The organism is Mycobacterium sp. 852014-52450_SCH5900713 (assembly GCF_001667075.1).
Lineage (GTDB): Bacteria > Actinomycetota > Actinomycetes > Mycobacteriales > Mycobacteriaceae > Mycobacterium.
Genome location: NZ_LZIL01000049.1, coordinates 1 through 16,950, shown reverse-complemented (window position 1 = coordinate 16,950; position 16,950 = coordinate 1). Strand labels below are relative to the sequence as shown.

The following is a 16,950-nucleotide window of genomic DNA, read 5'->3' as shown; positions in this document are numbered from 1 at the left end:
GTCACACGCTAGAACGCGGCCGGCCCGGCGGCAATCGCCTATTGCGCCTGGCTCACCGAAGACATATAGAAGTCCGGTATCCGCAGGGACGGCATGGCAGCGCGGGTGGCCCAGTCCGCCCACTCCCGGGGCAGGGTCTTCTCGCTCGCCCCGGCCTCGGTGACCCGCCGCAGCAGGTCCAGCGGACTTTCGTTGAACCGGAAGTTGTTGACGGCGGCGGTCACCTCGCCATCTTCAATGAGGTAGACGCCGTCGCGAGTCAGCCCGGTGAGCAACAGCGTGGTGGGGTCGACCTCGCGGATGTACCACAGCGTGGTCAGCAGCAGGCCGCGTTCGGTGGCCGCGATCATGTCGGCAAGCTCGGCCGATCCGCCGGTCATCACCAGGTTGTCGGCGGCCACCGCGACGTGGGCATCGTATTTGGCCGCGGTCGCGCGCGGGTACGCCAGCGCGTTGATCACCCCGTTGCGGATCCAGTCCACTTGACCGATCTCCATGCCGTTGTCGAAGACCGACGCCGTCTCCGACGAGCTGCTCACCGCGACGAACGGCGTGCACGCCAGCCCCGGCGCCATCGGATCGGAGAACAGCGTCAGAGGCAGTTCGGTGAGCCGCTCCCCCACCCGCGTCCCACCGCCCGGCGCCGAGAAGGCAGTGCGGCCTTCCTGTGCGCCCCGGCCGGCCATCGACCAGGCCAGGTAAAGCATCATGTCGGCCACCGTGGACGGCGGCATGATCGTCTCGTAGCGCCCCGCGGGAAGTTCCACGCGGCGCTCGGCCCAGCCGAGCCGCATCGACAGCTCCTCGAGCAGCGAATCCATTGGCACGTCGACGAAGTCGGGCGTGCCGATACCGGCCCATGCGCTTGCGTCGCCGCGCTTGCCGTTGATCTCCACCGCCCCGGCGGGTTGGGTGTAGCGGCGGCGCACTCCGGTCGACGATGCCAGGAACGTCGTCGAAACGCTGTGGTGCGCAAAGCCATACAACCGATCGGCGCCACGGAACCCACGACTCAAGGAGTCGGCGACATCGGCGAACACCAACGGCCCGGTTCCGGGCACCGGCGCGTCCCAATCGACCGGCGCCCCGGTATCGGTCAACAGCGGCGCGGCGTCACCGGCCTCGGGCGCCGAGCGGGCCGCCTCCTGGGACGCCGCCACCAGTTCGGGGATCACCCGCGGATCCACCTCGGCGGAAACCATCGTGCCGACCCGTGCGCTGGACCCTGCGCGGACGACGGAGATCACCGTGATGCTGCGGTTGACCGAAACACCGTTGGTGGTCATCGAATTGCCCGCCCAGCGCAACGTTGCCTCGACTTTGTCGGTGACGAGCACCATGGTCTCGCTGGCACCGCCGAGCTTGGCGGCCTCCTCCAACACAAGGTTGACGACATGCTGCGGGGTGATCATCGGCCGCCCTCGGTCCGGGTGTTGAGCACGTTGACGCCGCGGAACAAGGCCGACGGGCAGCCGTGGCTGACCGGGGCGATCTGGCCGGGCTGCGCCTTGCCGCAGTTGAACGCGCCGCCCAACCGCCAGGTCGACGGGCCGCCCACGGCCTCCATGGAATCCCAGAAATCGGTCGTGGTGGCCTGGTAGGCGACGTCTCGCAATTGACCATCCAGCCGACCGTCGCGGATGCGGAAGAACCGCTGGCCGGTGAACTGAAAGTTGTAGCGCTGCATGTCGATTGACCATGACTTGTCGCCGATGATGTAGATGCCGTCCTCGACGCGGCCGATCAGGTCGGCGGTGCTGACGTGCTCGCGCGCCGGCTGCAGCGACACGTTGGCCATCCGCTGAATCGGCACGTGATGCGGCGAGTCGGCATACGAGCACCCGTTGGACCGCGGCTGCCCGAGACGCGGAGCGAACACCCGGTCGAGCTGATAGCCGACGAACACCCCGTCGCGCACCAGATCCCAGCTTTGCGCCGCCACCCCCTCGTCGTCGTAACCGATGGTGGCCAACCCGTGCTGGACGGTGCGGTCGGCGGTCACGTTCATCACCGGGGAGCCGTACCGCATGGTGCCGAGCTTGTCCGGCGTGGCGAAAGACGTTCCCGCGTAAGCGGCCTCATAGCCGATGGCCCGGTCGTATTCTGTTGCGTGCCCGATGGATTCGTGAATGGTCAACCACAGGTTGGTGGGATCGATCACCAGGTCCTTGCGCCCCGCCGTCACGCTGGGCGCCTTGACCTTTTCGGCGAGCAGCGACGGCAACTGCGCCAGCTCGTCGGTCCAGTTCCACACCTCGTCGCCGGCGAGCACTTCCCAGCCGCGCCCCGTCGGCGGGGCCAGCGTGCGCATCGAGTCGAAGCTGCCCGCCTCCGCGTCGACGGTCACCGCCTCCAGCGACGGCTGCACCCGCACCCGCTGCTGGGTGATCGACGATCCGAAGGTATCGGCGTAGAACGTCTGCTCCTTGACGGCGGTGAGAACGGCCGACACGTGATCGACGCCGTCGGCACTGAGCAGCCGGCCGGAGTATTCCTCCAGCACACCGATCTTGTCGCTCGCCGGGACGCTGAACGGGTCGATCCGGTAATCGGAAACCCAGGTGGCGTCGGCGTACACCGGCTCGGGCGCCAACTCGACGTGCTCGCTGTTCAGCGTCGCCAGGGTGGTGGCCACCTGCACGGCGCGACGCGCCGTCTCGGCCGCGACCGAGGGCGCGAGCTCGGCGTGCGAGGCGAATCCCCACGTGCCATCGACGATCACCCGCACCGCCAGACCGACCTCGCGGTTGACAACCGCCGTCTCGAGCTCGCCGTCACGCAGCTGGATGATCTCGGTGACGATGCGGTGAACCCGCAGGTCGGCATAGCTGGCGCCGGCCGCGCCGGCCGCCGAAAGCGCAGCCTCGGCCAACTGGTGGCGGGGCAGGTTCAGGAAGTCGGCATCGATCCCCCGGTTCGGTGTCACGGATCCACCGTAACGGCCGTTCACCCCAAACCCCGGCCCCGCCCGCTTTAATTACCTCCATGGCCAGCGGCGCCCTGAGGACACAGCCTCGTTCCACCGCGCTGGGCTATGCCCTGCTGGCGCCCAGCTTGTTCGGCGTCGTGGCCTTCTTGCTGTTGCCCATCCTCGTGGTGATTTGGCTGAGCCTCTACCGCTGGGACCTGCTGGGCCCGCTGCACTATGTGGGCGTGGCCAACTGGCGGTCGGTGTTGACGGATCGCAACTTCGCCAACTCGCTGATCGTCACGGCTCTCTTCGTGGCGATCGTGGTGCCGGCGCAGACGGTGCTGGGCCTGCTGGCCGCGTCCATGCTGGCCCGCCAGCTTCCCGGCACCGGCCTGTTCCGCACCCTCTACGTGCTGCCCTGGATCTGCGCGCCGCTGGCGATCGCCGTGCTGTGGCGCTGGATTTTGGCCCCGACCGACGGGGCCGTGAGCACCCTGCTGGGACACAGCATCGAATGGCTTTCGGACCCCAGCTTTGCCCTGCCGCTCGTGTCGGCCGTCGTCGTGTGGACCAACGTCGGCTACGTCTCCCTGTCGTTCCTGGCGGGCCTGCTGGCGATCCCCGACGACATTCACGCCGCCGCGCGCACCGACGGCGCCACCGCTTGGCAACGGTTCTGGCGCATCACCCTGCCCATGCTGCGGCCGACCACGTTCTTCGTGTTGGTGACCGGAATTGTCAGCACGGCACAGGTTTTCGACATGGTCTACGCGTTGACCGGCGGCGGACCGGGGGGCAGCACCGATCTGGTAGCCCACCGCATCTACGCCGAGGCTTTTGGCGCGGCGGCCATCGGGCGGGCGTCGGTGATGGCGGTGGTGCTGTTCGTCATCTTGATCGGCGCCACGATGGTGCAGCACCTCTACTTCCGGCGGCGGATCAGCTATGACCTCACTTAGCCGGCTCGCCATTTACGGCGGGCTCATCCTCGGTGCGCTGATCACGTTGGTCCCCTTTCTCCTTGGTTTGTTGACCTCGTTCACCTCGGCGCACCAGTTCGCCACCGGTACGCCGCTGCAGCTGCCACGACCATTCACTCTGTCCAACTACGCCGACCTCGGTGGAGCCGGATTCGGCCGCGCGGCGGCGGTGACCGCGTTGATGACCGCGGTGATCCTGGTGGGCCAGTTGACCTTTTCGGTATTGGCCGCATACGCGTTCGCCCGCTTGCAGTTTCCGGGGCGCGACGCTCTGTTCTGGGTCTACATCGCGACGTTGATGGTGCCGGGGACGGTCACGGTGGTGCCGCTGTATCTGATGATGGCCCAGCTCGGCCTGCGTAACACGTTCTGGGCGCTGGTGCTGCCCTTCATGTTCGGCTCGCCGTACGCGATCTTCCTGTTGCGGGAGCACTTTCGGATCATCCCGAACGACTTGGTCAACGCCGCCCACCTGGACGGAGCCAACACCTTGGACGTGATCGTGCACGTGGTGATTCCGTCCAGCCGACCGGTGTTGGCCGCCTTGACGCTGATCACGGTTGTCTCGCAGTGGAATAACTTCATGTGGCCCTTGGTGATCACCAGTGGCCACAAGTGGCGGGTGCTTACGGTGGCGACGGCCGATCTGCAGTCGCGGTTCAACTCGCAGTGGACGTTGGTCATGGCGGCGACGACGGTCGCGATCGTCCCGCTGATCGCGCTGTTCGTCGTCTTCCAGCGTCACATCGTCGCATCGATCGTCGTCTCGGGGCTCAAGTGAGCCGTTCGCGCGCCGAGATTGCCGTAACGGCTGCGATTCCGGGCGATCCACGACCACCACGGCAATCTCGGTGCGCGACATGAGCCGGCCCCGCTTTTCGACGCTGATGGCCGGGGCGCTCGCGCTGGTCGCAGTGCTGTTGGGTGCGACCGCGGTACTGCTGGACTACTCCGGCCAGCCCCCCGGCGGCAAAATCGTCGTGACGGTGCGGGTCTGGGCCGAGCAGATCGCCGCGGCCTATCGGCAGTCGTTCGAGGCGTTCAATCGCGCGCATCCCGATATCGCGGTGCACACCAGCGTGGTCGCGTATTCGACGTACTTCGACACGCTTCGCACCGATATCGCCGGCGGCAGTGCCGACGATATCTTCTGGCTGTCCAACGCCTATCTGGCCGCCTACGCCGACAGTGGTCGGCTGATGAAGATCGACAGGGCCGCCCCGGCGTGGGATTCGGCGGTCGTCGGCCAGTTCACCCGTGGAGACACGCTGTGGGGGGTGCCGCAGCTGACCGATGCCGGGATCGCGCTGTATTACAACGCAGACCTGCTCGCCGCGGCCGGCGTCGACCCCGCCCAGCTGAACGGGTTGCGGTGGGGCGCCGCTGACGAGGACACGCTGCGGCCTATGCTCACCCGGCTCACCGTGGACGCCGACGGACGTCCCGGAAACACGGCGGGTTTCGACGCCGGACGGGTCCGGCAGTGGGGCTACAACGCCGCCAACGACCCGCAGGGTATCTACCTCAACTACATCGGCTCGGCCGGCGGTGTTTTCCAGCGCGGCGACACGTTCGCGTTCGACAATCCCGGTGCCGTGCAAGCCTTCCGCTATCTGGTCGGCCTGATCAATGACGACCACGTCGCGCCGCCGGCGTCCGACACCAACGACAACGGCGACTTCTCCCGCAACCAGTTCCTGGCCGGCAGGATGGCGCTGTTCCAGTCCGGCACCTACAACTTGGCGCCGGTGGCCCGCGATGCCCGCTTCCGCTGGGGGGTGGCGATGATGCCGGTGGGCCCGGTCGGACGGGTGAGCGTCACGAACGGCATTGCGGCGGCGGGCAATGCCGCGACGAAACATCCCGACGCGGTGCGTCAGGTCCTGGCCTGGATGGGCAGCAAGGAGGGCAACGAGTTCCTGGGTCGCGAGGGCGCGGCCATCCCGGCGGTCCTGTCGGCTCAGCCGGTCTACTTCCATTACTGGTCCACCAGGGGCGTCGACGTCACACCCTTCTTCGCCGTGCTCAACGGCCCGCGCATCGCGGCTCCCGGCGGCGCCGGCTTCGCCGCCGGCAACGATGCCCTGCGGCCCTATTTCGACGAGATGTTCTTGGGCCGCGGCGATATCGCGGCAACCCTGAAGCGGGCGCAGGCGGCCGCGAACGCCGCGGCGCAGCGTTAGCCCGGCAGCACCAGCACCGGCACGGGGCTTTCCCGGATGATCTTCGCGCTGCGGGAACCGAGGAAGACCCGCCGGATGTCGCCGCGCGGCCGGGTGCCCAATGCCAGGATCTCGCCCTCCTGCCAATCCGCCTCCGCCAGCGCATCTTTCCAACTGCGGCCGGTAACCACCTGCAGCGCAACATCTTCGCTGACGATCCCGCTCGTCTTCAGCTCCTCGAGGATGCCGCGCGCTTGCGACGCCCAGGCCTGCAATACCTGATCCTCGACCTCGAGCCCGACCTCCGGCGGATACATCGTCTTGCCACGGACCGCAAACGTGATCACCCGCATCGGCACGCCGAATCGCTGACCGAACTCGAAGCAGCGTCTCACCACGTCGATCGCATCGGGGGTGGCCGAGTAGGCACAGGTGAGGCGGGTCAACTTGCCTTGGTGTGCACGGTAATTGCGGGGGCTGATGGCCACCGGAACGGGCGACGCATGCAGCAGCCAGTCGGCGGTGGAGCCGATCAGCACTTGGCCGTGCCCGCCGCTGGGCAACGAACCCAGCACCAGCACGTCGGCGTCAATCTCGTGGATGACCTCGAGGAGTCCCCCCGACACGGAGCCGTGCGCGCGGTGCAGGTACGTGACCGCGATTCCGTCGGCCACCGTGTTCAGGACGCCGCCGGCCTCCTTCGCCGACTCGTCGGCCATGGCATCGGCCCACAGCTCGTATTCGGCGTCGACGCGGGCGAGCGACGGCGTCAGCCACGGTTTGGGCACAATCGTCACCACGGTGAGCGAGGTTCCGCGGGTGCGCGCGATGCGCACGCCCAGGTGCAAACCCGAGAGTCCCACCTTGCCGGCACGGTAACCGACGACGACGGTCACAGCGCGTCCCGCTCGAGCGCTTCGCTGTTGAGCGCGCTGTGATGGCGGCCCCACACGAAGTAGAAGGCTAATGCGAGCGCGACCCAGCCGCTGAACGCGATCCAGGTGTACCAGTGCAAACTGGCGAGGATGTAACCGCACGCCAGCACCGAAAGGACGGGCGTGACGGGATAACCGGGAACCTTGAAGCCGCGCGGCAAGTCGGGCTCGCGCACCCGCAAGATGATCACTCCGGCGGATACGACGACGAACGCGGTGAGCGTCCCGATGGACACCATGTCCGCCAACTTTTCCAGCGGTATGAAGGCGGCCAGCGCAGAGGCTGCGATGGCCACGATCACCGTGTTGCCCACCGGCGTCATGGTGTTCGTGTTCACGCGCGCGAAGCGCGTTGGCAGCAGCCCGTCGCGTCCCATCGCGAACAGGATGCGGGTCTGCCCGTACATGCTGACCAGGGTGACGGAGAAGATCGAGATGACGGCGCCCGCGGCCAGAATCGTGCTGGCCCAACTGCCGCGGGTGACCTTGTCGAGGATGGTGGCCAGGCCGGCCTCCTGCTGCCCGGCGAAGTCCTGCCACGGCTGGGTGCCCAGTGCGGCGAGCGCGACGAACACGTAGACGCTCGTGACCGTCACCAGCGCCGCAATCAGCGCGCGCGGCATGGTCTTCTGCGGGTTCTTCACCTCGTCACCGGCGGTGGACACGGCGTCGAGGCCGATATAAGAGAAGAAGATGGTGCCGGCGGCCGAGCCGATGCCCGCAGCGCCGAATGGCGCGAAATTGCGGAGATGGCTCGCATCGAAGGCGGTGAACGCGACGATCGCGAAGATGACCAGAACTCCCAGCTTGATCAGCACCATGATCGTGTTGACCCTGGCTGATTCGCTGGCGCCGCGGATGAGCAGCAGCGCGCACATCCCGATCAAGATGATCGCCGGGAGATTCAGCCAGCCGGGCCGCGCATCCCACGGCGCGGCCGACAAGACATGCGGCAATTGGAAACCGAAGACATTGCTGAGCAGCTTGTTGAGGTAACCGCTCCAGTTCACCGCGACCGCGGCGGTCGACACCCCGTATTCGAGCAGCAGGCAGGCCGCCACCCCCATCGCGACGACCTCGCCCAGAGTGGTGTACGCATACGAATAGGAAGATCCGGAAACGGGTACGGCGGAGGCCAATTCGGCGTAGCAGATGGCCGCCAGCCCGGCCGCGAGCCCGGCGATGAGGAACGAGAGAATCACTCCGGGGCCGGCTTCCGGCACGGCTTGAGACATGACGAAGAAGATGCCCGTCCCGACCGTCGAGCCGACCCCGAACATGGTCAACTGGAAGGTGCCGATGGTTCGCTTGAGGTGGTCCGCGGCCCCGTACGCGACGGGCGTGCCGACAACCGGGCGGCGCCGCAGCATCTGCTCTTTCAAGCTGATCGACGTGGGTGGCAATGGCCCCTCCTTGCTCGATCAGCTGATTATGGGCCAGCCTCCCGCAACACCATAGCGAACTGCTCAATCGCCCAGTCGATCTCCTGCTCGCCGATCACCAGCGGTGGCGCGAATCGCAACGTCGACCCGTGGGTGTCCTTCACCAACACACCACGGTCGGCCAGCCGAAGACTCAGCTGCTTGCCAGTCCCGAGCGCGGGGTCGACGTCGACGCCGGCCCACAGTCCCAGGCCGCGCACCGCCAGCACGCCGTGACCCACCAGTTCGCGCAGGCGCGCGTGCAGGTGCGCGCCCAACTGCGCCGCGCGGGCTTGGAACTCTCCGCGACCCAGCATGGAAACCACGGTGGTGCCGACGGCGGCCGCCAGCGGGTTGCCGCCGAAGGTGGACCCGTGTTCGCCGGGATGCAACACGCCCAGGACCTCGTCGTCGGCGACCACCGCCGACAGGGGAACGACGCCGCCGCCCAGCGCCTTGCCGAGCAGGTAGACATCCGGCGCCACGCCCCAGTGATCGCACGCGAAGGTGTGCCCCGTGCGCGCCAGGCCGGACTGAATCTCGTCGGCGATCATCAGCACGTCGTGCTCGCTGCACAAGGCGCGCACGGTAGGCAGGTAGTCGTCGGGCGGAACGACGATGCCAGCCTCGCCCTGGATCGGCTCGAGCAGGACCGCGACGGTGTCGTCGTCGATCGCGCGGGCCAGAGCGGCGGCGTCCCCGAAGGGCACGGAGCGGAATCCCGGGGTGAACGGTCCGAATCCGTCCCGGGCCACGGGATCCGAAGAGAAGCTGACGATGCTGATCGTGCGGCCGTGGAAGTTGTTGTCCGCCACGATGATATTGGCGCGGCCGTCGGGCACACCCTTGACCTCGGCACCCCACTTGCGGGCGACTTTGAGACCGCTCTCCACGGCTTCGGCGCCCGAGTTCATCGGCAACACCAGGTCTTTGCCGCACAGCTGGGCAAGGGCGGCGCAGAACGGGCCGAGCGTATCGGAATGGAACGCGCGGCTCACCAACGTGACGGCGTCGAGCTGGGCATGGGCCGCCGCGGTGATCTCGGGGTTGCGGTGGCCGAAGTTGACCGCCGAATAGGCGGCCAGGCAATCCAGATAACGCCGGCCCTCGACGTCGGTGATCCACGCACCCTCCGCGCTGGCCGCCACCACGGGCAGCGGCGAATAGTTATGCGCCGCATAGCGTTCGACCAGGCCGATCGCCGCCTCGGTTTGGGTCGAAGTCCGGGCGTCGAGGATCGTCACGGAAACACCTCCAATGTGCAGCACTTGACCGAACCGCCGCCCTTGAGGAGCTCGGACAGGTCGACGCCGACCGGCTCGAAACCGGCCGCACGCAGTTGCGCGGCGAAACCCGTTGCCGCGGCGGGGAGGACGACGTGCAGGCCGTCGGAGACGACATTGAGGCCGAGCACGAACGCGTCGGCGCTTCCGACCACGATCGCGTCGGGAAACAGCGCCTGCAGCTGGTCCTGTGCGGCCGCGCTGAACGCCGGCGGGTAGAACGCGATGGTGCGGTCGTCGAGAACCGCCAGCGCGGTGTCGAGGTGATAGAAGCGCGGATCCACCAGCTCGAGCGAGACGACCGGCACCCGCAGCGCCGCGGAGATTTCTGGGTGCGCGCGCCGGTCGGTGCGAAAGCCGTAACCCGCCAACACCGTTTCCCCGACCATCAGCAAGTCGCCCTGCCCCTCGTTGATATGACGGGTGGACACCGGCCGGTACCCGAGTGAGGACATCCATTCGGCATAGGCGCGTGATTCGCCCGTCCGCTCGGCGAATCGAAACCGCGCGACGATCGCGACGTCGCGCGCGATGAATCCGCCGTTGGCGGCGTACACCATGTCCGGGAGCCCGGGCACGGGCTCGATCACTTCCACCCGGTGCCCCAGCCGTAGGTAGCTCGTGCGCAGGGCGTCCCATTGGGCCTTCGCGACGCCGACGTCGACGGGCGTGGCGATGTCCATCCAGGGGTTGATCGCGTACTCCACCGCGAAAAACTCCGGCGGCGTCATCGCGTACCGGCGGGCCCGCGGCGTGCGCACGAGCTTGGCAGTCGCGGGTGCCGCCACGTACGAATCCGTCATAGATCAACGGTATTTGCGCCTCCTAAAACAAGCAAACGACGTTTCTTGCGCATCTATAGTCGATCTATTGCGCCATTGCGCGTGTAACGGCGATTTATTAAGGAGTCACGGATGGACCGCCTGGATGAGACGGACGAGCGCATCCTGGCCGAGCTGACCAGAAACGCCCGGGCCACCTTTGCGGAAATCGGCCAGACGGTGAACCTCTCGGCGCCGGCGGTCAAGCGCCGCGTCGATCGGATGCTCGATGACGGTGTGATCAGGGGCTTCACGACGGTTGTCGACCCTAGCTCGCTCGGCTGGAAGACAGAGGCCTACGTGCAGGTGTTCTGCCACGGCACCATCGAGCCCGAGCGACTGCGGGCGGCGTGGGTGGACATGCCCGAGGTGGTCAGCGCGGCGACGGTCACCGGCACGTCGGATGCGATCCTGCATGTGCTGGCCCGCGACATGCGTCATCTGGAGGCGGCGCTCGAACGCATCCGCTCGAGCGCGGACATCGAACGCAGCGAAAGCATCGTCGTGCTGTCGAATCTCATCGACCGGATGCGGACTTGAGACGCGGTCGCGCGCGGCGCGCGCGTAACGACACTGCGAAATTGCAGTCCATATTCGCAGTCCCGTTACGCTCGCGGCCTCAGCGCTTTCGAACGAGGCGCCTCAGCCTCGACGGCCCCGCCGTCGGCGGTCGGCGAGATGCATAGGGCCACGGACGGTTTCGCTCCGGGACGGAACTGGCCCTGGCCTGCTTGAGCTCGGTCCGCAGGTGTTGACGCACGCCGTGCAGATCCGGATCGGGCCAACGGTTGATCGCTTCGATCGGGTCCGCGGTGAGGTCGTATAGCTCCCACTGATCGTCGAGCGGGGACGTCCGGTAAGCCTCTCCCCCGAGCCCGTTGGCCGCCAAGTGCCGCACTCCTGGTTCCGTCCAGGTGCTCGGGTCGTCGAAAGTGCGCACCAGCTTCCAGAGATGGCCTGCGCCACCGGTGGCCGTCGCCTCGTCGACGCGGACCACCAGCCCCTCGAAGTTGGAGGCGGTGTAGGCGGGGACCCGGATGCGCAGCGGCGCAGGCGGATCGACGGTCCGTTTCAGGCGGCGAGCCAATCCCGAAGCGCCGCTGTCCCCTTCGAGCATGTTGTCGCGGGTTATCAGGTAGACGGCGCGGGTCTCGTCGGCCGGGGCACCATCCACGATGGGCATGAGGTTCCGGCCGGGCAGCTGATGTACTTCCGAGAACGACTGGGCCAGTGTGGCGGTCGCCGCCGCGACATCGACGCCCGCCGCCGCCAGCAGCGTGGGGACCAGGTCGACGTGTGAGGTGGGTGCGGTGACCAGCCGTGGCCGCGTCGAGTGCGCACCGATGCGGGCGACGACGAAGGGGACGCGGGTGGCCTCGTCGTAGAGGTTGAACCATTTCTGGTGCAGACCGCCGTGGGCGCCCAGCAGGTCGCCGTGATCGGCCGTGCGCACCAAAACGGCGTTGCGCGAGCCGCATTCGGTGACGGCACGCCTGACGCGGTCGATCGGTCCGTCCACCTCGGCGTGCAGCCGGTAATACAGGTCGCGGTAGCGCTGCGCGTTGCGCCCATAGGTGCGCTCGATCGCGGGCGCGGGGCCGTAGCCGGAGTAGTAGGCCTCGCGAAAGGCGATCTGCGCCGCCGGTTTCGTGGACAGGTCTTCGTCCGCGGTGGGCGCGGCGGGCACCGCGGGCGGGTCGAGTGGCGACGGCTTGACCGGGCTCCGCCGCGACCAGGTCGGGAACAGCACGATGTCGTGGGGATTGACGAAGCTGGCGACCAGTAGGAACGGGCGCAGCGCGGCGGGGTCGCCGGCGCGGCGGCGGGCGTAGCGGTCGGTGAGCCATGCGACCACCCGATCGGCGATCAGGGGGTCGCGGCGGATACCGGCATCGGCCAGTGCCGCCCCGTGCGGCTCCGGGCCGACCCATCCCGAGAATCCGAACGGCCCCAACGGATCCGCCTCCAGGTAGCGCCGCACCGCGGCGGCGTCGGCGACACCGTTCTCATCGTTGGTCGCCAGCGGCCCACCGGTCCTCGGGTCGGTGAGGTCGGCGTGCGAGATGTGCCACTTGCCGTCGTAGTGAGTGTCGTAGCCGGCGGCCCGCAGCCAATTGCCCAGCGTGGGCACTTCAGCCTGGCGTAGCCAGCGCATGCGCGAATCGCCGGCGGTCTTTCCGATGCCGTCGGTCTGGGTGACGCCGTGCAAGTCGGGATAGTGTCCGGTGAAAATGGTTGGGCGGCTTGGCACGCAGGCCAGCGAGCCGGTGTAGTGCCGAGCGAAGCTGACGCCGTGGTCGTCGAACCACTTGCGCCCGGTCAGCCTCCGGTCGCGCCAGGCGAGCACGTCGGGAGCCTCGTACGGCGGCACCGCGCGTTCCTCGTCCGTCATGATGACGATGACGTCGGGGCGATCAGACACCAGCATGCTCCAATCGATTCGCAAGCCCGGCGAGCATTGATTCGGACTGTCGCGCGAGGACGCGGCACAGGGCCAGTTCGGCCAGCTTTTGCATTGCGTGCGGACCGATTTCGACGGTGCTGGTGAGGGTCACCGCCGTCGCGGCGGCCGAATCGGCGGTGGCGGGTGCCAGCGTCCAGCGGTTGGACACCCTGCGCAGGCGCCTGGGCAGGCCTTCGATGTCGTAGCCGAGGGCGCGGGGCGGGTCGAACTCGGTGATGCGCTCGACGAGTGCGTCGCGGTTGACCTGCACCCGCCGGGCGGTCCCGACGGGAGCTCCGTCCGGTCCGGAAAACAAGATGCACGAGTGGTCGACATTGCCGGCCCACGAACTGATCGCCGCGAAGTCCGCGAGCGTCTCCCAGACGTCACCGATGCGAGCCGCGATCGTGCGAGTCCGGTGGATGTCGGCCACGCGCTCACGCTACGCGAATGATCATCGAGTCAGATGGAATATCGTCTCGATCGCCACCGCGGCACCGCTGATCGCCAGGGTGACCGCGAGCGTCGCCCAATCACCCAATCTCGGCCGCGCCGGATCGGCGGAGAGTTGACCGATGCCGCCGCGAGCGGTGATCGCGTCGCCCATCTCGTCGGCACGCCGCAGGGTCACCACGATGGCGGCGGCAACCAAGTCGATCGAGTTGCCCGTCGTCTGGCGAACCCGAGCCTTGCGACCCTGCGGCATGTGGTTGGGCCGCAATCGACGAGCGGCGTAGAGCACCTGGAATTCCTCGATCAACAACGGGAAGGCGCGTAGCGCCAGGGCCAGGGCCACCGCCCACTCGTCGACCGGAATCCGCAGCCATTTGAACGGGCGGCCCAAAATGGCCAGCGCCGGGGCGATTTCGGCGACGTTGGTGGTCCAGGACACCATGGCCCCCAGCCCGAGCAGAACGATCGACAGCGCGGTGATCCGCAGGAAGTTCAACGCTCCGCCGAGCCAGATGTTGACGCCGTGAATCGAGATCACGGGGCTACCGCCGGCCAACGCCGCGGTCACAAAACCCAATGCCAGGAGGACCCATAGCCACCGCGGAATCGACGGAACCGCACCCCGGGGGATATGTGCGATCCAGATCGCCGCCACCACGAGCACGGCCACCGCCCCGATGGTCACCCAGCCCGGATAGAGGGTCAGCAACACCGAAACACCGAATACCACCAGCAGTTTGGTGCCGGCCCACAAGTTGTGAATGGCCGACCTTCCGGGCACCGGAACCAGCAGCACCACCGGACGAGAACTGCGCCGTTTTCTCCCCGATGCGGAGGATGAGGTTGTGGTCACGCCACACCCCCGGCCGCGGCGGTGGCCGACAGAGACTGCAGCGCGCCATTCTGCAGATGCAGGACCCTTGGGCACACCTCTTCCAAACCCACGAAGTCGTGCGAGATAACCACCACGGTGAGGCCTCGGTGACGGCGCAGATCGGCCAGCAGGCGCAGCAGGCCCCGCTGGCTACCGATGTCCAACCCGGCTAACGGCTCGTCGAGGATCAACACGCGTGGCGAGCACGCCAGCAGTCCGGCCAGCACCACCCGCCGCATCTCGCCACCGCTGAGCTGGTCGATGCGGCGATTGCCCATGGCGGGCTCCAGACCGACCGCGCGCAGAGCAGCGGCCACGCGGTTCACGTCACGCTCCGAAAACCCGGCCACGGAAGCGATTTCCAGGCCAACGTGGCTGCGCATCAATTGCAGCCTCGACGTCTGAAACGACAACCCCACCGCGCCGACGTGCTCACGGATGGGTTGACCGTCAAGCAGACAGGCACCGCTGGTGGGAACGGTCAGCCCGGCCATGATCCACGCCAGCGTCGACTTGCCCGACCCGTTGCCGCCGTGGATCAAAATCCCGTCGCCCTGTTCGACTACGAAGCTGATCCCGCGCAGCGCGGTTTTCTGCCAGGGCGTGCCACTGTTGTATTCGTGTCGGACGTCGACGATTTCGAGTACCGGCTTGCTGAAACCCCGCTTGACTGCGATGGCCGGCGCCGGGGGCGGAGCCGTCTCGACCATGCCGGCGTTGCCGGGGGAATCGCTGAGGTTGATGGTCCGGTCCGCCGACGCGGCCTCGTTGTCGAAATGCGTGATGTGCACCAGCGCAGTCCGATGCCGTTGGGGAAGGCCTGACAGCACGTTCAACAGGACGTTACGGCCCTGTTGATCGACCATGCTGGTGAACTCGTCAGCGATCAATAGCGCCGGCTCCCGGGCGAGCGCCGCGGCCAGGGCCAAGCGCTGCAGTTCCCCACCGGACAGGCTGCCGGTATCACGCTCGGCAAAACCCTCGAGACCTACTTCGCGGAGCAAGTGGTCGACATCGACCTCGGTGCCCGGCGGCAACCCCCAGACCACATCGTCGGCGACCCGGGTTCCCAAGACCTGGCTCTTCGGGTGCTGCAGAACAAGCGCCGTGCCGCCCAACATGCCCAACCCCACCGCGCCCGGGCGCTGCACGGTACCCGACGTCGGTTGCCGACCGGCCAAAATCAGGGTCAACGTCGTCTTTCCGGAACCGTTGGCGCCGATGACGGCAACGTGTTCTCCGACTTGGAGTTCCAGGCTGATTTCGCGCAGGGCGTCTTGCTTCGCGTGCGGGTAGCGGAACCGCACCTTCTCCAACCGCACCGGCACCGGCCCGATCGTGGCGCCGGGCGACTCGTCAGGGGCGTCGAGTTTGTGCACGTCCGGAACGTTGCCCATCCGTTCGAGCAGGCGCGAAAGCGCCCACCACCCGATCAACGACGAGAACATCACCCCGTAGGTGACATAGCCGAGCATCAGCCACGGCCAGTAATGCAGCCCGAATTCGAAGCACCGCTTCACGTCGGCGCCGAGCCATTGCAGGTCCACCCGTTTGAGGAATGCGACAACACCATCCACGTTGGCCGTCATCACCTGAAAAATCAGATGCCGCAGCCGATTCAGCACCATCAACATGCCGACCGTTGCGGTGGCGACGGCGAGCCCGACGACGAGGGACGAGGCGAGCACCGTCGGGGTGCCCCTGCCCCTGCGTTTCACGAATCCGGTCAACCCGCCGATGTATGCGCAGTTGACGACGGTGAGGAAACTGCCCAGCCCGGAGATGAGGAAGGCGATCATTCCGGCAGCAAAGGTGGCGGCGAGCAGCACTCGCAGCCGGTAACGGTAGGCCAGCAGCCCCATCGGCACCGTGCCCAGCAGCGCCAGTCCCTGGGCGAACGGAATTACTCCGGCGATGATCGCGATGACCGCGCAGAGCGCCCCCATAACCGATGCCTGTGCCAATTCGGCCGGTTGTAACGGTCCACCCCGACGGCGCGAACGGACGGGGCGACGGGCATTCACTTCACTGATTGTGCCAGGGCGCGGCGCCAAGTCGCTTCATCACACTGAGTAACTTCCGACCCGGTTCGGCCGGCCGCCATTCGTCTCACTTAGCAAAGCTATGGAACTATGGAGACATGGACAGAGTTGTCGAGACCGCAAACATCGAGGCCCAACAGCTGGGCGCGGATTTGCTCGCCGTAGTGGCGCGGCTCAACCGGCTGGCCACCCAGCGGATCCAGATGCCCCTGCCTGCGGCGCAGGCCAGGCTGCTTGCCACGATCGAAGCGCATGGAGAGGCCCGGATCGGCGACCTCGCCGCAGTCGATCACTGCTCGCAACCGACCATGACCACGCAGGTGCGCAGGCTCGAGGACGCCGGCCTGGTCACCCGAACCGTGGACCCGGGCGACGCCCGCGCGGTCCGGATCCGCATCACCCCCCAGGGGAAGCGCACGCTCAACGCCGTTCGCGCCGACCGTGCCGCCGCGATCGAACCGCAACTGGCATTGCTCGAGCCGGTGGACCGCCAGGTGCTGACGGACGCGGTCAAGGTATTGCGCCGGCTGCTCGACAATGCATCGGTGGCGGGCCGGCGCCACACCCTGTGATCGCAGGACCCCGGTGGATGGACGGTGGCCGGCGGGTAGACACTAAGTCGAGC

The 16,950-nt window shown here is 67.3% G+C and carries 15 protein-coding genes; 5 read left to right on the top strand and 10 right to left on the bottom strand.

All coding sequences use genetic code 11. The features are described from left to right. Nucleotides 1-38: 38 nt before the first annotated feature. Together A5773_RS14020 and A5773_RS14015 are read right to left on the bottom strand one after the other, a co-directional pair. Entirely contained in the window at nt 39-1,412 is a 1,374-nt protein-coding gene (locus A5773_RS14020) for a TldD/PmbA family protein (protein ID WP_066949178.1), read from the bottom strand. After that, entirely contained in the window at nt 1,409-2,926 is a 1,518-nt protein-coding gene (locus tag A5773_RS14015) for a TldD/PmbA family protein (protein ID WP_066949225.1), read from the bottom strand. The genes A5773_RS14020 and A5773_RS14015 overlap by 4 nt, the downstream gene beginning before the upstream one ends. A gap of 74 nt (nt 2,927-3,000) precedes the next feature. On the opposite strand from A5773_RS14015, the gene A5773_RS14010 reads away from it, so the two are divergent. The 3 genes from A5773_RS14010 (at nt 3,001) to A5773_RS14000 (ending at nt 6,074) form a co-directional block, all read left to right on the top strand. After that, nucleotides 3,001-3,870 (top strand): carbohydrate ABC transporter permease, encoded by an 870-nt coding sequence (locus tag A5773_RS14010; RefSeq protein WP_156659292.1) that lies wholly within the window; start codon nt 3,001-3,003, stop codon nt 3,868-3,870. Further along, the gene (locus A5773_RS14005; protein ID WP_066949185.1) at nt 3,857-4,672 is read left to right on the top strand and encodes a carbohydrate ABC transporter permease; all 816 of its coding nucleotides are present in this window, start codon (nt 3,857-3,859) and stop codon (nt 4,670-4,672) included. Before A5773_RS14010 ends, A5773_RS14005 begins: the two co-directional genes overlap by 14 nt. Before the next feature lie 79 nt (nt 4,673-4,751). Continuing rightward, nucleotides 4,752-6,074 (top strand): sugar ABC transporter substrate-binding protein, encoded by a 1,323-nt coding sequence (locus A5773_RS14000; RefSeq protein WP_066949188.1) that lies wholly within the window; start codon nt 4,752-4,754, stop codon nt 6,072-6,074. Here A5773_RS14000 and A5773_RS13995 read toward each other — a convergent pair. From A5773_RS13995 to ddaH, 4 genes are read right to left on the bottom strand one after another with little or no spacing between them, the layout of a single operon-like run. Continuing rightward, entirely contained in the window at nt 6,071-6,949 is an 879-nt protein-coding gene (locus tag A5773_RS13995; RefSeq protein WP_066949191.1) for a universal stress protein, read from the bottom strand. The genes A5773_RS14000 and A5773_RS13995 overlap by 4 nt on opposite strands. Next, a complete protein-coding gene (locus A5773_RS13990; protein WP_156659286.1) occupies nt 6,946-8,391 on the bottom strand; it encodes an amino acid permease in 1,446 nt (481 codons plus the stop codon). The genes A5773_RS13995 and A5773_RS13990 overlap by 4 nt, the downstream gene beginning before the upstream one ends. Before the next feature lie 26 nt (nt 8,392-8,417). Further along, the gene (gene rocD / locus A5773_RS13985) at nt 8,418-9,653 is read right to left on the bottom strand and encodes an ornithine--oxo-acid transaminase (RefSeq protein WP_066949197.1); all 1,236 of its coding nucleotides are present in this window, start codon (nt 9,651-9,653) and stop codon (nt 8,418-8,420) included. Continuing rightward, nucleotides 9,650-10,495 (bottom strand): dimethylargininase, encoded by an 846-nt coding sequence (gene ddaH / locus A5773_RS13980; protein ID WP_066949200.1) that lies wholly within the window; start codon nt 10,493-10,495, stop codon nt 9,650-9,652. Before ddaH ends, rocD begins: the two co-directional genes overlap by 4 nt. Nucleotides 10,496-10,606: 111 nt before the next feature. Here ddaH and A5773_RS13975 point away from each other — a divergent pair, with 111 nt between their 5' ends. Continuing rightward, nucleotides 10,607-11,053 carry an Lrp/AsnC family transcriptional regulator gene (locus tag A5773_RS13975; RefSeq protein WP_066949203.1) on the top strand — a complete coding sequence of 149 codons (447 nt, stop codon included), beginning with the start codon at nt 10,607-10,609 and terminating at the stop codon, nt 11,051-11,053. A gap of 79 nt (nt 11,054-11,132) precedes the next feature. Here A5773_RS13975 and A5773_RS13970 read toward each other — a convergent pair whose 3' ends face one another. The 4 genes from A5773_RS13970 to A5773_RS13955 are packed head-to-tail and all read right to left on the bottom strand — an operon-like array spanning nt 11,133 to nt 16,307. After that, on the bottom strand, nt 11,133-12,935 hold the full coding sequence (locus A5773_RS13970) for a sulfatase-like hydrolase/transferase (RefSeq protein WP_156659288.1): 1,803 nt from the start codon (nt 12,933-12,935) through the stop codon (nt 11,133-11,135). Continuing rightward, nucleotides 12,928-13,389, bottom strand: coding sequence for an SRPBCC family protein (locus A5773_RS13965; protein WP_066949209.1), 462 nt, complete (start codon nt 13,387-13,389; stop codon nt 12,928-12,930). The genes A5773_RS13970 and A5773_RS13965 overlap by 8 nt, the downstream gene beginning before the upstream one ends. 21 nt (nt 13,390-13,410) lie before the next feature. Beyond that, a complete protein-coding gene (locus A5773_RS13960; protein WP_066949213.1) occupies nt 13,411-14,262 on the bottom strand; it encodes a CbiQ family ECF transporter T component in 852 nt (283 codons plus the stop codon). After that, entirely contained in the window at nt 14,259-16,307 is a 2,049-nt protein-coding gene (locus tag A5773_RS13955) for an ABC transporter ATP-binding protein (protein ID WP_082948234.1), read from the bottom strand. Before A5773_RS13955 ends, A5773_RS13960 begins: the two co-directional genes overlap by 4 nt. 116 nt (nt 16,308-16,423) lie before the next feature. Here A5773_RS13955 and A5773_RS13950 point away from each other — a divergent pair, with 116 nt between their 5' ends. Continuing rightward, on the top strand, nt 16,424-16,897 hold the full coding sequence (locus A5773_RS13950) for a MarR family winged helix-turn-helix transcriptional regulator (protein ID WP_066949219.1): 474 nt from the start codon (nt 16,424-16,426) through the stop codon (nt 16,895-16,897). Nucleotides 16,898-16,950: the final 53 nt, after the last annotated feature.